The following is a 22,617-nucleotide window of genomic DNA, read 5'->3' as shown; positions in this document are numbered from 1 at the left end:
ATGTCATGAGGCTCATCGCCAGGAGGCCTACGTCTGCACGTCGCCTCTCGTTGGCAATGAAACCAGGATGTAGTCAGGTCGATCAGCTGATCACTGCGCCTTTCGGACCGCTCGCAATGAGCGCGGCGCCACAGGCAGTTTTCATACCGTCCAGAGCGATGGGCGTACCATCAACGGTGTAGGTGCTGCTGCCTTCTGCAATGGGGAAAACCCCTTTGCAAAGCGGACAGCTAACTTTGTGACCGACGCCAGCAATAGGCTTGCCGTTGAGGTCGGTTCGGGAGAAGGCTTCGAGCACTTTGCCACCGTGAGTGGTGGAGTCGCCTAAGCGAATAACATCTTTCATGGTGTCACTCCTTTGACTAAATCTTGGATTTATATCGGCCAGGCAAACGTTCGAAAGAGGGTCGCCCTCGTTCATATTTTCTGGCTGGCCGATAAAGCGCGCCGCAGTCACTACCGACCTGTCACGCGCCCTTCGATCTCACACTGCGTTTCGTAGATCTAGGCGACACATTTGTGTTTATCCAAGCTTGCGTAGCCAAGCTTCGATTGTTGTCAGCGAGATCACTCTTCGAATCAATCAGCTCTGCAGCCACCAATTCAGCAGCGTTTCATCCTCTTCATCATCAATGTTCTTGTAGACGTTGGCGTAATACCATTCGAGGCCGGTTTTCTCGCGGAAGCGATCAAAGAACTCATTGATTCTGTCCATCCCGTTGCTGGACGGCACAGCCAACGAAAGATTGCCTTCGAAAACGCCATCAAGTGTTCCACCCAGCTCATTGCCGACATCAGATTCGAGCTGAGCAATGACGTCCTCGGGGATGAAATCGGCGTAGATATGAATACAAAAATTCCCTCCGCGCTTGAGGACTTCAGCGTGAGTGTTTTTGTTTTTTATCGAGATGACATCACCTCGAGCCAAATTCAGCGCAAGGCCAGGTGAAGACAACAGCTCATATGTATCCTGCCCCATCGCAATTGCAGGGAGCTCCTCGAATACGGGGCCACCGTCATCTGATACAAACACCTGAATCAGTACAGGCAATTCTTTATCGTCCATATGGCGCTCCACAACTTCCACGTTCGACACACGACATCCCTTCCTTCACGTAACCGCTATTTCCCGCACTCAGGTTACACGACGCGCCCTCAAGATCTACGTTGACATCGGCAAGGTTGCCCCCATTTGAGGTGGCCACATTCTTATGCCCCAAGTGCATGTCATCAGGATTGGTAGAGGTATGTCCACACCGCCAGCACTTGTAAACGCCCACTGGCTTACTTTTATCAATGAGTTTTTTGCGACAAGCCGCCTGCCCTTTTCGACTGCCTCCGCCGACCTTACTCGCAGCGATATCTTGAGGCGATGCTCCAGCGCCGTCTTTTAGGGCGCGCTTGGATGGCGGTTTCTTCACCAGCCCTAAAGGGTCTACCCATTGGGTTGGGTTAGGTGCGTATTGATGAAGGTTTATGCCCCCCCTCAGACCTATCGGATCCTTTGAGATGAAGCGACCTACATGGGGGTCGTAGTACCTGTATCGGTTGTAGTGCAAGCCTGTTTCATGATCGTGGTACTGACCTTGGAAACGAATTGGATTGTTCAGCCCATGCCGTACTGCTGTGGCTGATGTCTGTTCTTTTGCCTGTCCCCACGCCTTGTATTGAGCGCTCCAGGCGACCTGACCGTCCTGATCGGTAAGCTCCAATGGTGTGCCTAAATGATCACACTGATACCAGGCTAAAGCATCAAACGGTTGTGCTTTGGGTACATGACTCCAAAGCGGGTCATCTTCAAGACTCTCGCCACCGACATATTCAGGCTGGCTTAACAAATCAATCGAGGCGTGTCTGATCGCTTGAGCCACCGGAACAAACGTGCCGGGTTCATAAACGTAGTGGACTGTGCGGCCAGTTCCCCCATCAATAGGCGCAGGACTGCTTTCCCAGGAAAGATTATCTCCGTCCCACCCGTACAAAGTCAGGCCACAGCCAAGCAAACGCTGAACACGTCCCTGCTCATTTTTATTCCAGTGAGAACCTGCTTCAGGACGATTTCTATAATGGGCGGTTGAATGCTTGTATAGCCGGCGACCCAAGGCGTCGTAGGCGTATTTGACCGAGAGACGATCATCCTCGAAATGAACCAACCTATCGAACAGATCCCATTGCAATCGACTGCGTTGACCATCGTGCCAACGCAGTGTTTGATTGCCGCGATCGTCATATTCGTAATGGGTGCCGACGTATTCCCGTAGCAGATTGTCTACCAACCGACTACGCGTTGGCGCCTGATCAAGAGGCCGCCGTACTTCTGCCACCTTTTCGTCGAGCAGGTTACTGGCAGGATCGAAAGCGAATTTCTCAACCCCGAGGCGGCTTGCTGCACTGATCAGTCTTCCGACTGGATCGTAACGATAGGACAGCGGTCCGCGACGCGTGTCGTTTAGCTCGGTCAACTGGCCGACCGCATCGTATTTGTATTCGCGCTTGAGCAAAGTGGAATTGTCATCACTTCGGCCTAGCAATTGCTCCTGCAGGCGACCTGCCGGGTCCCATTTTTGAGTCTGGCGCAGACGATTGCCTTGATGACGAACGACCTCACGATGTAGGTCATCTCGCTCATAACCGACCAGCTCGTGATCATCCAGTTTCAACGCAAGCAAATGCCCACTGCCGTACGTCAGCCAGCTCACCCGGTGACCATCCGGGCGGGTCGTAGCTACGCACTGATTGAGGGGGTCGTACTCGTGCCTCCAGATTGCAACGAGCGGTGCATCCAGGCTCTGATAATGCTGATGCTCTCTGATCAGATTACCGGCCAAATCATAGAACCACAGCAGCCGGCTTTGGTCATTCGTGGCCAAAACCATATTGCCATTACCGTCATACGCAAAGGATTCACTCTGAGACGTATTGCCCAAGCTGGCATGGCGTTCTACAAGCCGTCCCATGGGGTCAAACGACATCGAAATGACGCGCTCACCGCTAATGGCTCTCGCCAAACGCCCGCTCTCGGAATCGTACTGATAGCGCGTAGCAACGCCATCGAATCCTTTTTCCTCAAGCAACCTTCCGACAGGGTCATAGTGAAATTGGGTGCGCTGCTCGTTTTCGTTTTCCAGCGCTACAAGACGACCCAGCCGGTCCCAACGGTAGCGAAGCGTTTGCTCGCAGGCGTCTACGCGCTCGGCAATCAACCCGGCAGCGTTATAGCTCCATGTCGTGCAGCGATCCAGACCGTCAATATGGGCAAGAAGACGCCCTTCGGCATCACGCTCGAATCGCTCCTGGGTTTTATCTGGATGAGTAATCAGGGCGATATGTCCAGCCTTGTACTCATACTCGGTGCTTTGTCCTGCTGCATCGGTAAAACAGATCATCTGACCGCGATCGTTGTATTCCCATTCGCTGGTCTTGCCAGAGCAATCGGTATATTTCAGAAGCTGACCAGCATCGTTGTACTCAAGCGCTTTCTCGTTGCCGATTGCGTCCTTGATAGCGATCAACTGACCTGCTTTGTCGTAGGCATACTCCGTCTTGTTTCCAAGCGGATCGACCGACTCCACCAAATTGCCGGCATCATCGTAAGCTCGCTGCCATTGCCCACCTTCTGCATCACTAACCTTGATCAGTTGATTGAGATCATCGTAGGCGTAGTGAGCGACACTACCGTCGGGACTGATGTGCTCGAGCAAATTACCGCGCTCGTCATAGCTGTATCGATCGGAGGTCCCGTCTGCATGAACGTGACGAATGATGTTTTTTGCGTCATCGCGAAAGAACCACTCTGAACGTTCATCGGGATACCGAATCCGGTAGGTGTAGCCCTTGATGTCGTAGTAGTGCCAAGTCTCGTTGCCATGGGCATCGGTGACATATGTCAGGCGGATGTTTTCGTCCCATTCAAGACGAGTATCGAAACTGCCGTCATCCGCCCACTCGCGCACGGCCTTGGCGTGTGAGGTGTGGCCGTCCCACTCCAGATTCAACCCGCGGCCGGTGCGATCGGTGTATCGAGTCAGCAGATGATGCTGATAGTGATAGCTCCAGGCAGCACCGTTTTCATCCTGTGCCTGGATCAGATCGCCGTGGATGTTGTATTGATAATTACACAGTTGTCGTACAGGCGCGCCGTCACGGATTTCCCAAAGACCGGCCAACCGCCCATGATCATCAAGCAGGGTTCCGACGTGCAAATGGACCTGCGTTATATCCCCTTGATAGGTGATCAGGTCAGACAATACTAGGGCGTCTCCATGCCGATGCTCATAGTGCAGCATTAGCCCCGCGCCACTGCGCATTTTGACATCCGTCAGCCAGAAGGAACGACCACGACGGACATAGGTTTCTTTGCGCTCGAAACCGAAGCAAACCAGCAGTTGATCCTCACCGGAGCGAACCAGCGTGAGATTCTCAACGGGGTCATAGTGATAGAGGCCTACCTTGGGCAGAGGAAAATCGATACTACGACCGTCGGCTCCAAAGAAAACCAGACCATCGCCCTTGCAGTCGAATCGGGTGGTGAACTCTGTCACCCACCGAGCACCTAGTTCGCCATTGTCAAAGGCATCAAACCGGGAGCTGTAGGTACGCACCCATTCAATAGGAAATGGACCTGGGAGGCTGAAATCGGTATGGCTTAGCGACTCGGAGCCCAACGCGAAGCTAATACTGTTGCAAGTACCCGCGCATGCACCATTTTTCTGGCCATTGGCGTTAGCATTCGCAGGAGCCTGACGGCTGCTGGCTTCGAGCCGGCCTTCACCTGCTTTGCTCTGCGCCTTACTGGTGGCATTAGGTTTAACACTAGCGCTCTGTCCATGTCCTCGGCGTTTACGCCAAGTCACCACAGCACCGCTGAGCATTTGCAACAACCAACCGATGGAGTGCCGCGTTCCCGGGTCACCCAACTTACTCAGTTGGTTTTTGATTTCTGGCCCCATCGCTCTCAATGTGCCGGTGTGCGTCATCACCAGTTTTTTAGCCTGGTCCGGCAGAAGGTTTTTCGCTGCGCTATTGGCAACTCCTTTACCTACGGCTTTGTAGGCACTGAATGCAGCCCCAAAGATATTGCTGATGGCCGCCTTGGGATCGCTAAGCAATTGATTGCCGGCAGCAGTGATTTTCTGACCCGCGGCGCGCGCATCGCCTTTTGCGTCGAGCTTGCCGTTGACGACGGCTTCAAGCCCTTTCGCAATTTCGTTTACCGCGCTTGCCCCCAAGTTCCCGGCATCGGCAAGAATGCCCGAAAGTTTACCTTGGGCCTGTTTTACGAAGTCATCGATCGTGCCGACGATGGTGGCGTTCAAGTGCCCGACCAGCACTTCGATCATAGAATCGCCCAACAACATCTTGGCACTGTTACGCAGTTCCTGACGTACCAAAAACAAGGTCGGGCGCAAACTCATACGAGCAGCAGCCATGGTCGGAGGGGCTGGTAAAACACCGATCAGGTTGATACCCAGGCTGACCCAATCAAGTAACTCCCGCTGCTTGCTTTTGGTAAGCGTGACGATGTCGCCAAGCGCGTCGACCAGCGCCATGATGTTGCCTACAACCGGCAATGACCCGGCGACCCCTTTGATTCGATCGAGCGTGACCACATCACCGCTAATGGATCGCAGCCAGGCATCAAACCGAGCGGCACCACGCCCCACGTCCTGCACATCCAACGTGTTGAGCGGAACGACGGCTACCTGAGGCTCGCGCTTCTTGGCAACGGCAGCTTCAGTCATGACAGCACCTCCCCATTTAACAGGTCAGCTGCCTTAAGCGCTGGTTTGGGCAAGGACGGGGCCGGAAGGCTAGGCAGCTTGCCCGCCTTGCTTGCTGCACTAAGAATGCTCGACGCGCTCGGTGTCGCCGCACTCGCCAGTTTTGGCAAGCCAGCCACTCCGCCTTGTACAGCACCTTTAACCTGTTGCGCCGTTTCCAATGCACCTTGTGCCGTCTGTACAGCACTCATCCCTGTCTGGGCCATATCCTTGCCCTTCTCCAGCACATCCCAGCTCTTGCTCGGCAACACTTGGGCAACCATTGCTTGCACTTGGCTTGGAGCTTCGTCCGCGCCCGGCGGATTCAATGGCCACTCCGGTTTGCCGATATAGCTGCCTTCACTCCAGGTATCGGCCGGATCCTTGCCGAACAGCACGCGCGCCGGTCCCGGTGCAGCACCAGAAACGCTCGCAAAGCCCTTACCGTCGAGTTTGCCCTTGATGCTTTTGCCCAACGCATCGATGACTTCGTAATCACCTTCCTTGATGCCTTGGCGTCCGGCGTACTGGTTGAACAATTCGAGGTTGCCCTTGCCCGGTTTCGGCGGTTCCGGAAACACGCCCGCCAGGGACTTCGCCCCGGTGTAGGCGAAGTTCGCCGCATGCGCGGTGTACGGACCGCTGGTGGCGTGGGTGATGCCGCCGGCGTTGTAGGTCGTGGCGCTGCCGCCGCCCTGGATCACCAGTTCGGTCTTGGCGGTGATGGTGATGCGGTCGGCATTGGCGGTGATGTTGAGTTTGGCCAACAAGTTGATGCTGTCCTTCAGTGCCTTGACATCGATGTCGCCGGAGGCCGCCACCAGCCGCCAGCCCATGCTCTGCACGAACAGGCGCATGCCGCGACTGGCGCTGGCCAGCAGGCGTTTGCCGATGGAGAAACTGGTGTGACCGGTGCTGCTCAGCGCCAGGTGTTCGCCGGTGGCGATGTGGCTGGAGCGCGGTGTGGTCAGGGCGATGCCGGCAGGACTGGCGAGCACCAGATGCGGCTCGGTGAACTCGGGAAATTCATTGGCGGTGAGGTTCGCCGGGCCGCTGCCGAGCACGCCTTGGTGCTGCGCGTGCAAGGCCTTGGCCACGTCGTCCTGATCGCCGGCCTCTTGAGCCTGAAGCTCTTTGGCTTGTGTGGCGAAACCGTCCTGTTGATCGCTGGCCGTGGCCAGACGCTCGGCGGTTTCCGGCAGGTCCTTGTGGTGTTTCGATTCGTTCGGGCGCGGCTCGGTGGTGATCAGCAGACCGGCACCGGCACGCACGGCGCCGTGACGATCAGTTCTTAACTCAAAACCTTCACCCCGAGGCTGACCGCCGCTTGGGCGCGGGTGGGTCAGGTAACCAAGGTTGATCGCACTCGCACCGTGATCACTGCGCAGCGCGATGCTGATCTCGCTGGTGGTGTCGTCGATGCGCAGTTCGTTGGCGCGGCTGCCCTTGTATTCCTTGCTCTTGACCGTAGCGAGGGTCTTGAAGTCCGGCAGCTTGTAAGGCGGCAGATTCGCACCGTGGTACAGGCAACCGGTGATCAAGGGCTGATCGGGATCGCCTTCGAGGAAGGTGATCAAAACCTCCATGCCGACCCGCGGAATGTTGATCGCGCCAAAGGTTTCGGCGGCCCAGTTCGAGGCCACGCGCATCCAGCAACTGGTTTTGTCGTCGTGTTCGCCTTCGCGGTCCCAGAAGAACTGCACCTTCACCCGACCGTACTGGTCGCAGTAGATCTCTTCGCCCTCGGGGCCGCAGACCACGGCGCTTTGGGTGCCGAGCACTTTCGGTTTCGGGTGATCGAGCGGCGGCCGGTACGGCACGTCCCACGGAATCGCATTGAAGCGGTTGCGGTAGCCCTGGTGGAAATCGTCTTTGTTGTCGGTGGTGTCGCTGGTCACCGACTCTTCGAGCACTTGTGGCTGCTTGCCTTCGTGGAAGATTTCGGTGAGCAGCCACAGGTCGTTCCACGTCGGGTTGGCGTGGTCGGTCAGGGCCAGAAAATGCCCGGTGACCAGAATCGGCTGGTCGCTGTTGCCCTCGGCCAGGCGATAGTCGCTGCGGTGGCGTTCGAGGTTGCGGTTGGCCAGGTGCTTGCCGCGCTCACGATCCACGAAACGGCCCGGGTAGTCGTAATCTTCCAGATCCGGCTGAGCGCTGCTCTTGGCGTCGCTTTCCAGCTCGATCTTCGGTTTGACGAAGTCGTAATCACGCCGCGTGGTGCGGCTGGTGCGGGTCGCCAGACGCAGGCCGAAACGCTTGACCACCGGTTGATCGGCGACCAGCCCGGAGTCCTGTTGATAGGCCACCGGCGCCAGTTTCGGGAACACCGTCTGGTCATCGCCGAACATCAGTTTGTGGCCGCTGGAGGTGTGCTGGAAATGGTAGTGAATCCCCTCCTCCTCACACAGGCGCTGGACGAAATGCAGGTCGCTTTCGTCGTACTGCACGCAGTAGATGCGCTCCGGGTAAATCGCGCTCAACTGAAAGTGATAGTCGCTGGCGAGAATGCCGTGTTCTTCCAGCACCTTGCTGATGATCTGCTGCACGGTCATCTGCTGGAAGATGCGCTGATTGACCCGATGCGCGAGGTACGACAGCTGCGGGCGCAGGGAGATTTTGTAGCGCGTCAGGCGCTTGCCGGCCTCGCCCTGGGCGATGCTGTAGATCAGCCCGTGAATCCCCGTGCCGCTGGGCGACAGCTGCAGGAACGCGAGTTTGTGCAGCAGGCTTTCAAGGTTGATCGAGGCCTTCTCACTGACCAGTTCCAGTTCGAACTCGAAGGGGGTGTTGAGCGCCTCTTTCCCGGTGAACGACAGCACCTGGAAATCGCTGTCCGCGCCATCGATGGTCAGATTGAAATGAGGCTGATTGGCCGGTGAGAACATCCCTTGTTCCTCGCGCAATTCTGCGACGCGCAACAGCCCTCAAGGGGCTATAGGCAAAAAAATTTTTAGAGGTGAGTGCGCCCCGACCGGTCTTGCCGGCCGGAGCGGTACAACGATCAGCCGAAATTAAACGACTGGAGCACGCCAGTCATCGGAACCCGAAGTACCGGATACTTCGTGGGTCCAGGTGATTTTGCGGTAGGTGAACTGCACTTCTTCCAGGTGGGTGAAGTGGGCGTTCGATGGATCCTGGCAGTTGTGCATCTTGTTGTTGATGGCGACGATGATCGCGTCTTCCAGTTTGGTGGTGTAGTAGTGCTCTTGGGTACCTTGAGCCGAAGTGCGGTACCACTGGATAACGATTTCGCTCATGCGCTCGCCGGAGGTCAGAGCGGCTTGCAGCAGTGGCGAAGCCTTGTCGTAGACCTTGGTGATGATCACTGGCTTGTGAACGCGCTGACCGGTTGGCTGACCGGATTGCGGGTCACGCGGGATGATCACGTCGTGGCTGAACGCCTGAACCATGACCTGGTCTTCGTGACCTTCCTGGTAGGTGTTGCCAACGGAGTCGGCGGTGAAGGCGCCGGCAGTGATCAGGCCTTGTTTTTCGCCGGTAACCGACATGTACGCTGGTGTTGCCATGGGAGGTGCTCCTTGCGGATAAAGTTAGGGTGCCCGGGAGGCGAAATCGCCCGGTGGGTGCCTGACTGTTATCAAAGAGCGTGCCAGTTTTTCAGAAGCCTTGTAGATCAGGGATATGGCACGGAGAGAGCTGTTTCTTGGGCGAAAAACGCTACATTTCAGGCAAAAAGTGCGCAAGAAGTTGCGCAGTACTGCGCAACTTCTTGCGCACTTGGCTGCAGGCGTTGTGGCGTGTGGGCTGTAGCGATTTTAAAGGCAAAATATTATGACCATGTGCGCAACTTCTTGCGCACTTTCAAAAAAGGATCACTCAACACATCAATGACTGATTTTTTTCATAGCACGAAGTCAGAACAGCATTTAGATGGACAAACATTAGAAGCACACCTTTGCACAAACCATAACAAACCGTAAGCCAATGGCTATTCTCAACACTCCTCCAATTCAACGCCAAAATCATCACTTGAGACTTGGGCAATTTCATTAAGCCGCTGGCGCAATGCAGCGGTCAGCTGCCGCTCCACTTCCCATGGATCCGACAAGGCAGCGAGTTGCGGTGCCAATTGAGGCGACATACCCATCAGCGAATGATTGAGCGAACGTGCCGTTTCAAAAGCGGCCTTCTGCACGAAGCTGATCTCGACCAATTCACCCTGCGCCTTGCGAAACTCTATCTCAGCCATCCGCGCCAGGTAGTGCTCTCGATGCGCTCGTGCTTTCTGAAAGTCCGGAGTCTGCCCTTGCGCAGGGTCAACGGGCGGCGGCGCAGCCATTTTGGTCGGCTCGGATTGAGCTGCGACGTGGCTGTACACATCACGCTGAAGCCGATCCTGTTGGTGGCGAGCAGCGACGGCAGCCTTGCTCGGATCAGCGGTATCGCGGATCAATGCTTCGGTGGCCAGCACATCGACCTGCTTGCCATTGGGCGACAGCACCAACCGGCCATTCTCTTTCAGCCAGGTGATGTAGCTCGGTGATCGGCCGATGTGCGCAGCGAAGGCGCTCTTTGACAGGTACGTGACTGCGTTCATAAGCCCTCCTTTTCAGCGGCTTTTCAATGAATCCTTTCAAGATTTCAGTGGATTGAAATTTCAGTAAGCTGGCGGGCCTCCCACTAACAAGATCCCGCGGGTTTCCGACCCCGTGTCCTTCGAAAGTCCTCAGGGTCCCCGGCGACTTTTCGGTGGCCTGGGCTGCAGATCCGCTTCGCTCGACTAGCATCAGTGGACGATCCGTCAGAGGGAGAGATGTCATGGAAATGATTGCCGTGCGTTCCAGTGCGATGACCGCCGTTGGCTACGACCCAGCAACAAGACGAATGAGGATCCGCTTTGAACAGGGTCACTCTTACGATTTCTGCGGCGTCCCATCAGCCATCCACAATGGCTTGATGGCCGCGGTGTCCAAAGGCGCCTATTACAACCAGCACATCCGTGATCGTTATCAGTGCTGAGCCCCGTCTTCTACTTGGAAAGACGGACATCCCTGCGAAGGTTTCAGCTAGAGAGATTCCGCGAGTTCGATAACCCGTGTAGGGGGCGGCCCTCAGGGAGGCCCCGTTAAATCTTCGCCCCGTCCGGCTTCCCCGGCACATGCCTTCGGTTCCGCCTCGCTCAGATCGAGCCGCTTGGCTACCCAGCGTTCGTACAAGCCGATCGCGACATCCGCGCCGGCCATCGCGGTCAGGCAACCCAAGGCGCCCGCCGTCCAGATCGACAAGCCCGCGCCGAACAGCAACATCATCGCTGATACGCCGCACACGATGCAGGCACCGGACCGAAGTGCGAGGCGGCGCAACAATGCCCAGCCTCTCGCCCCGTCCTTGTCGGCGCGCCACATCTCGCCGGACACACCGCCAACCAATGACAGGGCAATCACCAACCAGATCGGCATCTCTGCCAGTGCCTGTTGCTCGTTCGTCATTGCCCTGCCCCTTAAACAAAAAGACCCGGCGCAATGGCCGGGTCAGGTGGTGGGTGGCCTGCCGCGCTTTGCGGTCGTACCCATCGAAGATGGCCCCTTTTTACAGGTCGATTCTGGTGGCAGCAAGGCCGTTTTAATGCCATCCGGTGAATGTGTGGGTGACGCCCGGTGAACGGCTGGCGAATGTCGGTGAATATCTATCCCGGCTTTCTTTTGCTGTTATGGCGTCCCATGCGTCCCACCTTCTTAAAATAAGGTGGGACGTCTGAAAGCCCCGCAGATTGGGGCTTTGCCCCACCGTCCTACTTTTATCTCTCTTTTCTCGTATATAGAGAGAATATTTAAAAACACGCGTGCGCGTGAACACGCGCATTGATGCCCGCTACGCATACACGGGCGGGAGGGATGAAAAAGGTGGGACGGTGGGACAGCCCAACAACGACGGGGCCTGCGCCCGTCCCACCACCGCAAAAAGCAGCGGGACGGAGCCAGGCCAGTGGGACGGCGTGAGTCAGAGTAATGCCCACGATCAAGCCGCTTCCCCCAGGAGGAAGTGCTCGACCACGATGTGAGCGTCATGCAGGCGCTGGTAGTAAAGGTTGCGTGTGCAGCCACTCTCAGCCAGACGCGCAGTCAGAGGCGCATCAGGCTGGAAGTAATGCACCTGCACCACCGCCATCAACTCGGGATCAAGGCGTTTCTTGACGATCCGCTCGATGTCCAGTGAGGCTTCCAGCGGTACCCTGCTCCCGCGCCTGCCGCGCACAAGCTGACCACCGCTCTCCATCATCATTGCGACCATATTGCCGCCCGAATAACCGGCAGCCACTTCATCGCTGTGCAGCTCCTGCGCCCATTGCTTGAGGGCCATATCGATTGCCTTAATCATCGAAGCAAGGCTCCTCAAACTCAGGTTGTCCCAGCGCAGGCGCCCTGCCCCAACCCTCCGGTTTCTTGTACGCCCATGGCCGCTGGCCGCTCTTGCTCAAGGCGCCCAAACGGAAACGTCGCCAGCCCAGTCGATGCAGGATTGCACCCACGCGCATCTGCTCCGGTTTGCCCCAATGACCGGGATCGAGCTTGAGCGCCTGACTCATCACCTCACTGCCGGTGGTGGTCTCGCCGATCTGCGACTCTTCGAGCCAGTTCAGAATGGGCGTTTCCCACTCGTCCACCACAAAGCGTTCGTCCTGTTCCTCGCTGAACATCAGCGCTTCCTCTCGCGTTACCCACCAGAGATCGCCGGCCTCAAAACAGAACATCGCTTCAGCCCACAGCTGGTCGCGGATCTCGCGCAGCAACGCCACGTCGACCTTGGTACAGGCCACCGGCCAATAGCGACGGTTGCCGGTAGCGTCTTTGAGGTACTCGTCCTGGTTGGTGGTACCGACGAAGACACACTGGCGTGGCACGTCCAGCGTTCTGCGGCCATAGCTTTCGCGGTAGGTGTCGGTGGACGCGGAGAAAAACTGTTTGGCCTTGGTACTCTCGGCCTTGTTGAAGCTGTCCAGTTCACCCAGCTCGACGATCCACTTACCGCGAATCGCCTGAAAGCCGTCCTTGTCGCCGAGGGCAAACGGCGTGTCCATAAACCACTCACCGCCGAGCACGCTCATGGCGGTCGACTTACCAGCGCCTTGTACGCCTTCGAGGATCATCACCGAGTCCGCCTTGCAGCCGGGTTTCATCACTCGTGCCACGGCGGAGATCATCCAGCGCTTGCCGACCTTGGACGTGTAATCGGTTGCCTTTACACCCATCACATCGGTCAACCAACGCTCCAGGCGCGGCACGCGATCCCATTCCAGCTTTTTCAGGTACTCGCGCACCGGGTGAAACGCGTGGTCGTGGGCCACGACGCTGACGGCCTCAATCACGTGCGAGGACTTCACGCGCAGGTTGTACTGCTGCGCGAGCCACTTCATAACGCGCACATCATCGATGTCGGCCCACTCGCCGGTACCACCGCCATAAGGCGCCGCACGCAGCTTGACGATCTTCGAACTGAAGGCGCAGTAACTGATCACGCCGGCCCAGCGCTCGTCGTTAGCCAGGATCAGTTCGACGTTCTGCATGTGCGCGATCAAGGCGCCGCTCTCACTGCGAGCCAGCTGATCTTTCCAGCCACCGGCAGCGGGTGGGCGGACCACAGCGAGCACTTGGCGGCGAACCGCGTCGAGGCCTTCGGCGACGTGCAGGTCGTTGAAGTCGGTCCACTTGTCGTGACGTTCAATCGAAAAGATCGGCGCGACCACCTGGGCGCCGACGATCAGGGCCGCATTACTCGCTTTCTCCTCGCCCGTGTTCCACGCATCGCCATTAGGCTTGGTGGTCTTCCAGTCGTCGTCGCGGCAGATGATCAGCGGGCAACCGGCAAAACGCTCGCGCATGACCTTGCACACGGCCAGCAGGTTGCCCGCATCGAAGGCCACCGCTACGGCAAGCGAAGTCGCCATGTGCAGGCTGGCGCCGGTGGCGTAACCCTCACACACCAGCACCGGTTCGCCCGGTACCGGATGCGGGCCAAGCAGGTGAAAAGTGCCCTCCTTCGCCATGCCGTAAGGCCAGTAGGATTTGTCGCGGCCGGTGTCTTCTTGCTTGTTGGGGAAGATCACCTGCAAGCCCATGATCTGATCACGGGCATTGTTCATCGGGACCAGCACCGCGCCGGTACGCGGCGCGTAACGCACCTTGATACCAACGATCTGCTTGCGGTCCAGGTAGTCGCTACGCCCGGTGGTCGGCATGCGCTCGAACATACCCTGCGCCCTCTTCGCGGCCCGCCGCGCAGCGTTGTTCGCGATTTCGGCGGCGCGACGCTTGGCTTCTTCCTGGCGGGCACGCATCACTTCGCGCTCTTCCGGCGACATGCGACCGGCCTTGACCTTGATCTTCTGTGTCTCCCCCGAACGCCAGTCACCGAAGGCGCCGAAGATCAGGATGTCGCCCTTCTCCGTGCGCTGCTCGTGGACCACGTACCAGCCGTTCTTTTCCTTACCCTTGTCCTGCGATGTCTTGCAGCGGGTCAGCTTGCCGAACACCAGCGGTTGCGCTGGCTCCAGACCATAATCGGCGAATTGGCCCAATACCTCATCGAGCATGCTGAATCCCCCGCTCGGACAGGGATTGGCAGCTGATGCACTGCGAGCAACCCGGTGAGGCCAGGCGACGGGCTTCCGGAATCGGATCGTCACAGGCTTCACAGAACAGCAAGGAATGGGCAGCGCTTTCGGCCTTGGCAGCGCTGCGCGCAGCCATGGCCTGATCGATGCGTTCCTGCACCAGGTCGTTGGCGAAATCGGCGATGTCAGCCACGCTCAGCACCTCGCGTCGTCTGGTTGACATAGGTGGCTCGGTTGAACAACCCGAGCAGCCCTTGGATGCCCCGGAACACTTGCAGACGAATCGCCGCGAGCTCCTGATCAGTCACCACACCGTCGCCGATGCTCTTGGCCCAGGTCTCGGCGAGATCCGCGACCTGACGGAAGTATTCGGCGATGCCGGTGGTCAGGGTCTCGGGCATGTCGTTGGTGTAGGTGTCGGCCAGCTCCTGCCAGATCGTGTCACCGACCAGCGCATGCACCGCATCGAGAATGCGGCGATCCTTGGTCAGTTCGAGGATCTCACCGAACTCCTGAACGTTGATGGAGTGGGTAGGATGGGTTGGCGACAGCTTGTGCTGCAACGTGGTCGGGTTGCGACCGGTCGTGGCAGCGATAGCAGCAGCGCCGCCTGGGTAATCGCGAGCGGCGTGGTACAGCGCTAAATCGAGCGGCAGGATTTCCCGCTGCGCCCGTTCCAGAGAACTGAGAGCAATTCGGCTCATGGCATTAATCCTAAAAGTTGCCAGTGCCGCGCGACAGAAGTTGGTGATACATTTGCCGCGTGGCTTGGTATGGCCCAAACGCCGGGAACCCTTGCAGGGGATAACCGGCACCGTGCCGGGGCGAACAATCCGTTGTTCACCCCTGGCGCAACAGCTGCCAGCTCTGTGGTAAGAACGGCAGCAACACCAAGGCTTCCGAGCCTTGGAAACGCGATGAAAGTCGGCGGCATGTGGTGTGCGCACCTACTGACATCGCGACCCGATAGCATTGTGGTGATGCTGTCGGGAGAAACTGGGCGACCCTAGGGTCGCCTTTTTTCTATGCGGCTTGGGACTCTTCCATTTCCGGAGGAAATACGTCATCAAGACTGCATGGCGCTCCTAACTTATTGAGCGCTCTGACAATGGCTCTGCACTCCGTAAGCCCTGCGATTCGACGTCCTGCTTCGTAATTGCTTATACGTGCCTGAGTCCATCCAAGAGCTACAACGAGTTCCTTTTGCTTGATCCCAGCTTTCTCTCGATGTTCAGCGATCAGATTCATGATGCCCTCCAATTAGCCGGAGCCATCTTAATCACGAATCGTAGATATTTCAACACGCAAAGTGATGATAAATAATTTCATAGCGTGGTAAAAAAAGCACATGAACACACTCGGCGAACGTATTAAGCAATACCGCAAAGCCAAGGGCATGAGCCAACAAGCCCTTGCTTTCGCTTGCGGTTGGGAATCCCAGTCTCGGATAGGCAATTACGAGAAAGGGGCTCGTCAGCCCAACCTCCACGACTTGCAAAAGATAGCGAAAGCATTGGGAGTATCTTTTCCAGACTTGGTAGCAGGAAAAAATCGCTCCGACGTTGAGTCGTACTCAGACGCCATTCAAGGTCGGATTCGGTCGGAAGACCGTCTTGTGAGGGACTACGGAAGATCGAAAGATAAAGACCAACCTGTTAGCAGCCTTGTAGGCTGGGCTAAGGATGGAAAGGTACCTGTGCTATCGAACGCGCAGCTTGGGAATGAGGGCTTCTTCGACACGGTAGAACCGCCACCAGGGCAAGGTGAAGGCTACCTAAACATACATAGCGATGACCCAGATGCCTATGGCATAAGAGTCATGGGCGATAGCCTGATGCCCCGCATAAAAAATGGCGAGTTCGTTCTTATAGAGCCGAACAAACGCTTCAGTAGCGGTGACGAGGTCATAGTTCGAACGTCCTCCGGCAAAGCGATGATCAAAGAGTTTATTTATCTCCGAGACGGAATGTACCGGCTGGATAGCGTCAATACCGATCACGAAACTCTTCACATTGCAGAACAAGAGGTGGAAGAAATTCATCTCGTAGGCGGAATATTGAAGTCATCACGATTTCTACACAGTGCCGCGCTATTTTAATCACATAATGTGTTGACACAAACAAGCACAGTGCGTGATATTTGCCTCACTCTTTACCACAGAGCGAGGCAATACCAATGCGTACCACCGCAACCTTGCATGTCCATCCGGCATGCGTCAGCAATCGCAAACTGATCGAACAGCTGCAGCTCGCCACGGGCTGTCTGGTCGTCATTCATAACAGTAAACCCAAGCTTGTTGCCAGGTCCTGCCAGTCCTCTCCTATCGATCCGAACGGTGGAGGGCACGCGGCATGACCAAGTACAAGATCGACAACCGCACCCTGCAGTTGCTCAATGCCCAGGTCAATCTGACCGAGACCTTCAACCACATCCTGCGCACAGCACCGAAGCGTGATTGCCTGGCGTTTCGCCTAAAGGCTGAGCGCGGCACAGTGGAAAGCACTTTTGTCGTCGAACTGGGTTGCGAACGCCACACGCTGACCCTGCAAAACGACAAGAAGATGCACCTCAAACTCGCCGACTTCATCGAAGAGATTGCCAACGGTCCGTTCGACGCGAGCAACTCCAGCGACCTGGTGCATCTCCCGCATGCCGATCGTCAATACGGCCGTTTTGAAGTCCAGGACAAACAGCGCGTGTTCGAACTGGTGCACACCGGCGGTGTGCTGAGTCTCGACATGGGTTTCGAGCTTCCCCTGCACGTGGCGCTGCATCGCACCCGTTCGCGCCGCGGCGCCACCGCCATCTTGAGCATCGGCAACAAGAGCCCGCATACATGTTGCTTCACCCTGTACGACCCCGATGCCGAGATCTACGCAAAGCTCATTGAGTCCATCAACCACCTTGCTGCAGCGGCCACTCCTGCTGCGCATGCTGCTTGAGGAACCGTTTATGGAACGCACCCTCGCCCAAGCAGCCGCTCAACTCGGCCTCACTCGCCCCAAACTGATCGCACTCATGCGGGAAAAAGGTTTGCTCAAGGGAAACCTGCCGGCGCACCCGAAGCGCGACAAAGCGTACCTGCGGGTCAAGGACAGTCCCTGGTATGACGAGAAACACGGAATGCAGTACAGCCAGTCAACTCGGGTGAAGCAGGCCGGTATCCGTTGGCTGGCCGAGCAGTTGGACATTGATCTTCCTGCCATCCCGGCAGATCGCCGTGACGTGGCCTAGGGAGTACGCCCGCCAGATCGTTGCTATGCGCACACGCGAGGAGCGTAACGCCGCGCTCCTCGAAGTGCCCGAACATCTGCGCGAGCTGACCAGACGCCATTGCCTGAACGCCTGGAACCACCCGGCACGACAACAACGCAAGGAGGCTCGACAAGGCCATGAGTAACGCTGCACAGAATCCGCTTCGCCTGCATCCGGCGCCCGAATCGGCCACCGTTGAACTGCTGTATCGCATCTTCGGTGATGTCCTGATCCCGCTGGAAAAAGTCCGCGAGCAGTACTTTCGCAATCTCAACGAGCAGTCGTTCGTGACGGAGATCAACAGCGGCCGAATCCAGCTTCCGATCACCACGCTGGACACCAGCCGCAAGGCGTTGAAGTACGCGCACATCCGCCACGTAGCCTCGCTGATCGACATCCGCGCCTACAAAGCGGATGAAGACATGCAACGACAGCACGACGGCCAACGCCCTGTTCCCCCCACACCACTGACGGCCGTCACCACCGGCCAACGACAATCCCAGGAGCACACCACATGATGACCCCAATACAAATCGGTGCACTCGTCACCCTGATAGTTCTGGCCGCCCTTCTGCTCTGGGGCGGTTACACCATGGGCCGCAGCGATGGCCTGGAGACAGGCCTGCGCGAGGGTGAAGACATCCAGCGCGCCGCAAGCGCCAAAACCATCCGCGAGCTCCAGGCCTCCCTGCAGTTTATCCGGGCCGATCACACTCGCTTGGCACAAACCTGCAAACGACTTGAAGCAGCCCCCCTCTTCGGCCCGGCCGACCACCATACGCTGGTCGCCATCGGCGAGCTGCTGCGGATCGCCGCCGAGACCTTCAGCGCCTTTCGTACCGGCAAGAAGCTTGAGCGTGATGCCCGCTCCCTGCGCGAACAGGTGCTAGCGATGGCTGCGCAGCTGCAGCAACCAGGAACTGAGGACAACAAGGTTGGACAACCGCTCTCCGGCGCCGCGCAAGTCACTGTGGAGGCTGCGTGAATGAGTTGGCTTTTTTCGCAGGCGCTGGTGGTGGAATACTCGGCGGAAACCTCCTCGGCTGGCGCACCGTCTGCGCCGTTGAGCGTGATGCCTACGCCGCACAAATACTGGCGCAACGACAAACCGATGGACTGCTCCCGCCTTTCCCGATTTGGTCTGACGTGTGTAGTTTTGACGGACGCCCTTGGCGAGACCTTGTTGACGTGGTTTCGGGAGGATTTCCTTGCCAAGACATCTCGGTTGCAGGCAACGGCCTGGGTATCGCCGGCTCCCGCTCCGGACTGTGGCGGCAGATGGCACGAATTATCGATGAGGTACGACCGCGCTACGTCGAACTGGAGAACTCACCACTGCTTGTGGGAAGAGGACTTGCCGTGGTGCTCGGTGACCCTGCCGAAATGGGGTATGACGCGCGATGGGGTGTTATCGGAGCGGCTGACCTCGGCGCACCTCACCAGCGGGACCGGATCTGGCTCATCGCAGAAAATACCCGTCAAACGCTGGCCAACACCGGTGGCAAGCATGGCAAAGGGATCCTCCCCTGCCGCACTGACTCGCCGATCCGGAGCCGATCGCTCGAACGATCGCCTGGATCACGCCGTGATGGCACTGGATGGTGTTCATCTGAACCCGGAATGGGCCGAGTGGCTGATGGGGTGGCCCATCGGGTGGACCGTCTTAAGGCCATTGGCAATGGACAGGTTCCACTCGTGGCAGCAAGCGTATTCGAATCGCTTTCCCGCAATCATTGATCAGGAGGTTGCATGAACACCCTTTTTCTTTTGATGGCCCAGTACAACGGGCAAGCAGTCATCCCTCTAGACCGCGTGTGTGCGGACTACATGAACCTCACGGTTGAAAAGTTTAAAAATAAACGGCTTACTGGTGAGATCGATATCCCGGTAGTTCGCCTTGGCCCAGAAAGCCAGAAGGCTGGGCTTGGCGTTCACCTGAAGGATCTTGCGGCTTATATTGATCGGCAGCACGTTAAAGCCACAACTGAACAAAATCGATTAATGGGGAGATATTAAAACCCAATAAGCCAAGAGATCGATTCAAAAAAAACATAAAAGGGCACTGTTCAGTGCCCTTTTTCAGTACGGCATCTCCCACTCAACCTTAAGCCCCTCAACACTCTCCAGAGGTGAAAGATCCTCTACACTGGAACCCGCCAAACAGAGTTTATGAAGCTTTGGCAGCTTTTTCAAAGGCGATACGTCCACAACATCCTTACAGGACAAAGTCAAAATCTCTAGATTCTTGCAACGACTCAATGGCGATACGTTTGAAACAGGCAATTCAAACAGTTGAAGATTCGTAAGATTCTTCAATGATGCAAGCGGAGTCAAATCCTCAACATTCACCTGTGACAAATAAAGTGTCTGCAGTTCTTTTAGACCCGATACAAAGTCAAGATCGGTAATAGGCAAATCAAGAACACCCAACCCCTTTAATTTTGACAAACCACTCAAGCAGGATAAAGATTCAAGCTTGCACGCAATAATGTAAATATATTCCAAACCATTCATCTTACCTACAACCTTTACATCATCTACCACTAAACTTCTTAAATCCAAGGTTTTAAGACGCTTCAACCCAATAAGAAAAGACAAGTCTTTAACTGGACAATCCGCCAACTTGAGATATTCTAAATTTTTTAAACTAGCAATCGAAGAAACATTAAGCTCAGACAACCCTTGCAATTGAAGAGTAGTCAACTGTTTAAGTTTAGCCAAAAATCCTAGATCAGTCACATTGACATTCTTAACGCTCAAGTAAAGCAGGTTCCGAAGGTTTTGGAGAGACGACAAATTCGTCACTGCAATATCGTGCAGTTCTAAAGTCTGCATCATTACAAGCCTAGAAAGCACCTCAACATCTGAGATAGCCATATCATGCAGCTCCACATGATATAAATTTCTAAACGACGACAGCGGCTTTATTTCTGTGAGAGGAAGCGAACCAAGCTGTAAAAGCCTAAGCCCCGTAAAACCTTTCAAAAAAGACGAGTCCCTTATATCGGCACCTTTGATCCTCAAATATTTCAAATTGGTAAATTTTTTGAGAATCGCAACATCAATACGCTTAGCAGTTTCAATAATCAATACGCGCACCAAGGTTGGGTCTAATACTTCACTCAGCTCGCCAACAAGCTTACTACTAATAACTTTATTAGCATCATCAATTTTTTCAGATAATACGTCATCAATTGCAACTGCATAACCGGTGTCCAGCAGAGACAACAAAACGCCAGAGTCACTATTAAACCGCTTACCTTCCCAGTCGCTCAACGCAGAAGCCCCGAGAGAAACTGCCAACTCATTCCGAATAGTGCTGCTTATCTTTATGTGCTTATTTTTTAAAAGCCTAGCCGCCAGCTCTGAAGGCTGATCAAATAGTGCTACACTATTAATTTCATCGCCAAATATTATTCCAGCTAAATTATCAACCCATTCGGAGTCGCGCTCAGCCGACAAAAGCTCAAATAAAAACACTAGAGTCTCAAGCCAATGAGACTCCTCGCTCCACCAAGCTAAACTTTCTTTTGTTACCAACGCTTTTTTTGGCAGCTTCCCCATAACAAAAGCAGGTCGAACAATACACGAATCCAAATAACACGCGCAGAAGTACTCCTGAAAACTCAAGTGCACGAATGCATAACGAGCCTCCCCTCTTGGCAGTAACAACCCGCTTCGGCGAGCAACCCAATTGAGAAAGGTTGAAGCTGCGACCTCAGGATTTTCGACCCCCGAAATTTCCATTGCATCTTTCAGCCACTGCTTGACATCATGCTCATCCACCAATATTCCAGCATCACGACTATCTCCTGCCGAACTACTCCTCATTGCTTGCATCTTAAAGCCAACATAAGCTAACCAAGCTTTACGATCTTTCCAACCATATTGTGCAAGTGTATCCCCAGGCGCGATTTTTCGCTGCTTATCGATTGTATTTATGTAAGCATTGACAATCTCCTCATATAAAAGCGCTTTACCATCTGGGAGATGCGCGCGTTCACGATGAACTATTGCCATTAAGCTCAGCAGATTAGGCGTCCTAGCTAACTTCTGTGTAACTTCAGATTTGCTCAGCGCTATTAGAAGGTCTGTTGTTTTTTGAGAGGCCTCCTGCTGTGTAGCGCAACGCTGACGGTACCAATTTTCCGCGAATACAGAAATCCGCTCTTGATCAAAAGGCATTAAATATCTTATATGCGCCCACCTTAAAGGCCCCCTAACTTCACTTCGACGAGCGCTATATGTAAAACTATTCTTATACTCCTTCAACATCGCTTCATCAACGACGCTCCCGAAGTCTACATATTTTTTTGCAGAGTAAGTCTTGGGAACAGAATGAGTGATGTTTGTTTCTAAACGATCTACGGGGCCATCCTCATAGCCAACTATTCGAGAAGTAGCTAAGACTAGGCCGCCAAACTGATATGCTTCTCTGATCCAGTTCGAAACTGCCACTCGATTATCTAGAGGAATTTCATCAATACCATCTAGAATAAGAACATATGCCCCTTGATTTACCCGCCTTACTAAAGCTTCTTTTACCGCTGGCTTTGCCGCGCCGCCCAATAATTTGTCTGCTACGGAGCAAGTTAGGTCAGCGAGTTTTACATCAATATTGAATAAGTCCGCAGGCATGTCGCGTAATACACACGGAATAGGGACTCGATTTTTAAGAGCTTCAGGCAATGGTGAGTTTAACCCTGCGGCCAACCTCCACGCGAGCCAGTTACTCAACGTCGTTTTACCTCCCCCAGGGTCGCCTAACACAACAAGCTGACGAGTATCCTGGAGCTCAAATAATAAGTTGTTTCCAACTGGCCATCCTTCCGGATCGCTATCGGCAGCTACTGGAACACTTGCAAGCAATGGAGATACAAATAGAGTTTCGATCTGAACCGGCGGCAAATCTCGCATCGAAGGTAGAGCAAGTGTCTCTACAATACCATGTCGCCGCTTGACTTCTCCTAAGTAAGGCCGTAATTCAACCTCACTCCAAAGATCTGGCAGATCGAACATAAAATAACTCAT

Annotated in this window: 22 protein-coding genes; 9 read left to right on the top strand and 13 right to left on the bottom strand. The window is 55.5% G+C overall.

What is annotated here, in order from left to right:
* Positions 1 to 82: 82 nt before the first annotated feature.
* The 6 genes from L6D74_RS25025 to L6D74_RS25000 form a co-directional block, all read right to left on the bottom strand.
* Entirely contained in the window at positions 83 to 346 is a 264-nt protein-coding gene (locus tag L6D74_RS25025; RefSeq protein ID WP_130902052.1) for a PAAR domain-containing protein, read from the bottom strand.
* 237 nt (positions 347 to 583) lie between these two features.
* Positions 584 to 1,066 (bottom strand): DUF4265 domain-containing protein, encoded by a 483-nt coding sequence (locus tag L6D74_RS25020; RefSeq protein ID WP_236190878.1) that lies wholly within the window; start codon positions 1,064 to 1,066, stop codon positions 584 to 586.
* Positions 1,056 to 5,741 carry an RHS repeat-associated core domain-containing protein gene (locus L6D74_RS25015; RefSeq protein WP_236190876.1) on the bottom strand — a complete coding sequence of 1,562 codons (4,686 nt, stop codon included), beginning with the start codon at positions 5,739 to 5,741 and terminating at the stop codon, positions 1,056 to 1,058. Before L6D74_RS25015 ends, L6D74_RS25020 begins: the two co-directional genes overlap by 11 nt.
* The gene (locus L6D74_RS25010; RefSeq protein WP_236190875.1) at positions 5,738 to 8,644 is read right to left on the bottom strand and encodes a type VI secretion system Vgr family protein; all 2,907 of its coding nucleotides are present in this window, start codon (positions 8,642 to 8,644) and stop codon (positions 5,738 to 5,740) included. The genes L6D74_RS25015 and L6D74_RS25010 overlap by 4 nt, the downstream gene beginning before the upstream one ends.
* Before the next feature lie 126 nt (positions 8,645 to 8,770).
* A complete protein-coding gene (locus L6D74_RS25005) occupies positions 8,771 to 9,286 on the bottom strand; it encodes an Hcp family type VI secretion system effector (protein WP_039767797.1) in 516 nt (171 codons plus the stop codon).
* A gap of 428 nt (positions 9,287 to 9,714) precedes the next feature.
* Positions 9,715 to 10,317: a terminase small subunit gene (locus tag L6D74_RS25000; RefSeq protein WP_236190874.1), complete on the bottom strand. Its 603-nt coding sequence runs from the start codon at positions 10,315 to 10,317 to the stop codon at positions 9,715 to 9,717.
* 221 nt (positions 10,318 to 10,538) lie between these two features.
* Between L6D74_RS25000 and L6D74_RS24995 the strand changes: the two genes are divergently transcribed.
* Positions 10,539 to 10,739 carry a KTSC domain-containing protein gene (locus tag L6D74_RS24995; RefSeq protein ID WP_056785498.1) on the top strand — a complete coding sequence of 67 codons (201 nt, stop codon included), beginning with the start codon at positions 10,539 to 10,541 and terminating at the stop codon, positions 10,737 to 10,739.
* Between the two features lie 92 nt (positions 10,740 to 10,831).
* Here the strand turns inward: L6D74_RS24995 and L6D74_RS24990 are convergent, their stop codons facing one another.
* The 6 genes from L6D74_RS24990 to L6D74_RS24965 all read right to left on the bottom strand — a co-directional run bounded on the left by L6D74_RS24990 (position 10,832) and on the right by L6D74_RS24965 (position 15,579).
* Positions 10,832 to 11,209: a phage holin family protein gene (locus L6D74_RS24990; RefSeq protein WP_236190873.1), complete on the bottom strand. Its 378-nt coding sequence runs from the start codon at positions 11,207 to 11,209 to the stop codon at positions 10,832 to 10,834.
* Positions 11,210 to 11,738: 529 nt separating this feature from the next.
* Entirely contained in the window at positions 11,739 to 12,098 is a 360-nt protein-coding gene (locus L6D74_RS24985) for a PA0613 family protein (protein WP_236190872.1), read from the bottom strand.
* The gene (locus L6D74_RS24980) at positions 12,091 to 14,310 is read right to left on the bottom strand and encodes a VapE domain-containing protein (RefSeq protein WP_236190871.1); all 2,220 of its coding nucleotides are present in this window, start codon (positions 14,308 to 14,310) and stop codon (positions 12,091 to 12,093) included. Before L6D74_RS24980 ends, L6D74_RS24985 begins: the two co-directional genes overlap by 8 nt.
* A complete protein-coding gene (locus L6D74_RS24975) occupies positions 14,300 to 14,524 on the bottom strand; it encodes a TraR/DksA family transcriptional regulator (RefSeq protein WP_116254822.1) in 225 nt (74 codons plus the stop codon). Before L6D74_RS24975 ends, L6D74_RS24980 begins: the two co-directional genes overlap by 11 nt.
* Positions 14,517 to 15,035 carry a phage regulatory CII family protein gene (locus tag L6D74_RS24970; protein ID WP_236190870.1) on the bottom strand — a complete coding sequence of 173 codons (519 nt, stop codon included), beginning with the start codon at positions 15,033 to 15,035 and terminating at the stop codon, positions 14,517 to 14,519. Before L6D74_RS24970 ends, L6D74_RS24975 begins: the two co-directional genes overlap by 8 nt.
* 319 nt (positions 15,036 to 15,354) lie before the next feature.
* A complete protein-coding gene (locus L6D74_RS24965) occupies positions 15,355 to 15,579 on the bottom strand; it encodes a helix-turn-helix transcriptional regulator (protein ID WP_045123078.1) in 225 nt (74 codons plus the stop codon).
* A gap of 100 nt (positions 15,580 to 15,679) precedes the next feature.
* On the opposite strand from L6D74_RS24965, the gene L6D74_RS24960 reads away from it, so the two are divergent.
* From L6D74_RS24960 to L6D74_RS24925, 8 genes are all read left to right on the top strand, one after another.
* A complete protein-coding gene (locus tag L6D74_RS24960; RefSeq protein WP_236190869.1) occupies positions 15,680 to 16,429 on the top strand; it encodes an XRE family transcriptional regulator in 750 nt (249 codons plus the stop codon).
* A gap of 253 nt (positions 16,430 to 16,682) precedes the next feature.
* Complete coding sequence (locus tag L6D74_RS24955; protein WP_236190867.1) at positions 16,683 to 17,273, top strand: hypothetical protein; 591 nt, start codon at positions 16,683 to 16,685, stop codon at positions 17,271 to 17,273.
* A 10-nt stretch (positions 17,274 to 17,283) separates the two neighbouring features.
* Entirely contained in the window at positions 17,284 to 17,565 is a 282-nt protein-coding gene (locus tag L6D74_RS24950) for a phage antirepressor KilAC domain-containing protein (protein ID WP_236190865.1), read from the top strand.
* A gap of 25 nt (positions 17,566 to 17,590) precedes the next feature.
* Entirely contained in the window at positions 17,591 to 17,731 is a 141-nt protein-coding gene (locus L6D74_RS24945; RefSeq protein ID WP_164486587.1) for a hypothetical protein, read from the top strand.
* Positions 17,724 to 18,104, top strand: coding sequence for a pyocin activator PrtN family protein (locus L6D74_RS24940; protein WP_236190864.1), 381 nt, complete (start codon positions 17,724 to 17,726; stop codon positions 18,102 to 18,104). Before L6D74_RS24945 ends, L6D74_RS24940 begins: the two co-directional genes overlap by 8 nt.
* Positions 18,101 to 18,571, top strand: a complete 471-nt coding sequence (locus L6D74_RS24935; protein ID WP_236190863.1) for a hypothetical protein — start codon at positions 18,101 to 18,103, stop codon at positions 18,569 to 18,571. The genes L6D74_RS24940 and L6D74_RS24935 overlap by 4 nt, the downstream gene beginning before the upstream one ends.
* A complete protein-coding gene (locus L6D74_RS24930; RefSeq protein WP_236190862.1) occupies positions 18,568 to 19,323 on the top strand; it encodes a DNA cytosine methyltransferase in 756 nt (251 codons plus the stop codon). Before L6D74_RS24935 ends, L6D74_RS24930 begins: the two co-directional genes overlap by 4 nt.
* A gap of 12 nt (positions 19,324 to 19,335) precedes the next feature.
* Positions 19,336 to 19,602, top strand: a complete 267-nt coding sequence (locus L6D74_RS24925; protein WP_236190861.1) for a pyocin activator PrtN family protein — start codon at positions 19,336 to 19,338, stop codon at positions 19,600 to 19,602.
* 63 nt (positions 19,603 to 19,665) lie between these two features.
* On the opposite strand, the gene L6D74_RS24920 is transcribed toward L6D74_RS24925, so the two are convergent.
* Complete coding sequence (locus L6D74_RS24920; RefSeq protein WP_236190860.1) at positions 19,666 to 22,617, bottom strand: NACHT domain-containing protein; 2,952 nt, start codon at positions 22,615 to 22,617, stop codon at positions 19,666 to 19,668.

This window comes from Pseudomonas pharyngis (assembly GCF_021602345.1).
Lineage (GTDB): Bacteria > Pseudomonadota > Gammaproteobacteria > Pseudomonadales > Pseudomonadaceae > Aquipseudomonas > Aquipseudomonas pharyngis.
This window is presented reverse-complemented; position numbering and strand designations above follow the sequence as displayed.